The 1848-nt window shown below is 61.9% G+C and carries 4 protein-coding genes; 2 read left to right on the top strand and 2 right to left on the bottom strand.

Going from position 1 to position 1848, the window contains the following annotated elements; translation table 11 throughout:
* Nucleotides 1-232: 232 nt before the first annotated feature.
* On the bottom strand, nt 233-532 hold the full coding sequence (locus B0E46_RS17825; RefSeq protein ID WP_168171241.1) for a hypothetical protein: 300 nt from the start codon (nt 530-532) through the stop codon (nt 233-235).
* On the opposite strand from B0E46_RS17825, the gene B0E46_RS17105 reads away from it, so the two are divergent.
* Nucleotides 531-764, top strand: a complete 234-nt coding sequence (locus B0E46_RS17105) for a hypothetical protein (RefSeq protein ID WP_077556956.1) — start codon at nt 531-533, stop codon at nt 762-764. The genes B0E46_RS17825 and B0E46_RS17105 overlap by 2 nt on opposite strands.
* Before the next feature lie 114 nt (nt 765-878).
* The gene (locus tag B0E46_RS17110; protein ID WP_139350621.1) at nt 879-1232 is read left to right on the top strand and encodes a hypothetical protein; all 354 of its coding nucleotides are present in this window, start codon (nt 879-881) and stop codon (nt 1230-1232) included.
* Between the two features lie 386 nt (nt 1233-1618).
* Here the strand turns inward: B0E46_RS17110 and B0E46_RS17925 are convergent.
* The coding region (locus B0E46_RS17925; RefSeq protein ID WP_217316370.1) for a hypothetical protein at nt 1619-1848 on the bottom strand (230 nt) is incomplete at its 5' end.

Raw genomic sequence — 1848 nt, forward strand, 5'->3', positions numbered from 1 at the left:
GACGGCGAAATAGTGGCTATCAGAGCAGAGTGCGGTGCCGTGCCGCACTTCTCCGGATCTGCGGGCGCAGTCCCCTGATATGGCATCCCGTGCCCTGGCCGAGCTGGCAAGGCCAGTCACTACTACTCAATGATCCAGTGGGCTTGGGGCGCCGCTGACGTTGCGATTGAGTACGTGTGTATGGATTTGGGTCGGAGACTATCCACGATACGTAGGTAGTGGACGCGCTACGTCACTCGCAGGGCAAATCTGCTGCGGATGTATCCAGGCCGGCTTGCCGCATGCATCCAGCGAACATGAACGAAAGCGCCGGGAGTGTGATGTGCGACACGCTTTCCGGGTTCTCGCGTCCACAAATGTGAAAACGCCAGCGACATTCCTGTGGGCCTAATCCCTGGCTGGTTGTGGCATGCATCACCAAACATCGCATCGATACTTTCAAGCTGTGATGGGCACCACACTTCTTTTCGATTTTTGGCAGCTTGCTTGCTCGTCTTTCCTTGTCTTTCGTTTCCTTGCAGGCATCAGCCATGAGCAACCAGGTCGAGTGCACCGCCACCGGTAGATCGCAGCACGGTTCGATTTTCGGGCATCCGCTGGACAACCCGGCTTTCCTGCTCCGGGCCATTCGGACCTTTGACGGCAGCGCACGCACCGCCGCTGCGCGCCGCGTCTTGCTGCGCGGCATGTGCGCGCGCTGCGTCCTGTTGCATCCCAGCGCTACGGGCCGGCAACTCCTCCCCATGCTGGCCTGGGCGAACTGACCGCCGGGGTCGGCAATTTCAGTGCAAAAGATGCATCGGCCGATTTCGGGCATGCACTGAACGACACGAACGAGCGACATCCGGAATGCATCGTCGACTCGTGGAATTCGTACCGTGAATATCTCACCCACACTGTTTGTTCTTGCGTTGGCGCTGATGGTTCCCGACCTCGTCGAGGCCGAGGGCGGTAATGGTCGCATCGAGTTTGCCGGCGCCGTGGTCGAGCCTACGTGCCCGATTGCCAGCCAGTCGATCGCCGTCCCTCCGCTGCCGTCGGGCGCACCGACACAGATCGGCCACTGCCTGATGGGCCCGGCTTCGGCGGATCAGCAAGAGGTGTTCTATGCCTCGTCGACGCGCACGCTGCACGCGGACGAGTCCGACCAGCTGCTGCGTTATCTGGTCGAGCGGACGACCGCAGCCGGCACCGCGGCCATGGGCCGGCTGCAGACGGTGACCTATCTCTGAAGCGCAGGCGAGCCGTTCATGGCTGCGAATGGCTCGAAGTGGCCGGATAACGACCTTGCTTTGTTTCGTTATCCGACCCCAAGCAGACATCGCCTTTCATGTGTCCAGGCAGCCCATTTCCAGTAGCGTTGATGGTTCCGCAAGCGTCCAATCAGCCCGGGAGGGGCCGCTCAAGGTTGGTTAGGTTGCGGAGCACCTCTGACCAGATGAGCGGGCTTCCGGGAGCCCACTTGGTTGCCTGATATCCCTTGGGCGCCAAGGCGCTGTTATTTGCCGCGCTGGCGTTCGGGCTATCGACGACGGGGGACTCGCCTCGGCGCAACAACCCAAAGCCAACCGGACGCAATGTCCACCGTGGCCGACATCGGCAAACGCCTGCCCATGTGTTAGCGATCCAGCGCCGCGTCCCATACCAGAATGGCCGCACAATGCGGGTCGAACGCGATGGTGACCAGGGTTCCGTCCTGTCGACGAGCCAGCCGAGGCTCGCCACTGCGGCCGACGCCGATCGATCCGAGGGAAATCGAATCGCTGATGGGAGCGCAAGCTGGCGTTGCGCAATGAAGCAAGGCGACCCAGGTGTCGTAGTCCGGCGGCGGCGGGTCAACATTGGGGG

This window comes from Rhodanobacter sp. B04 (genome assembly GCF_002001125.1).
Classification (GTDB): Bacteria; Pseudomonadota; Gammaproteobacteria; order Xanthomonadales; family Rhodanobacteraceae; genus Rhodanobacter.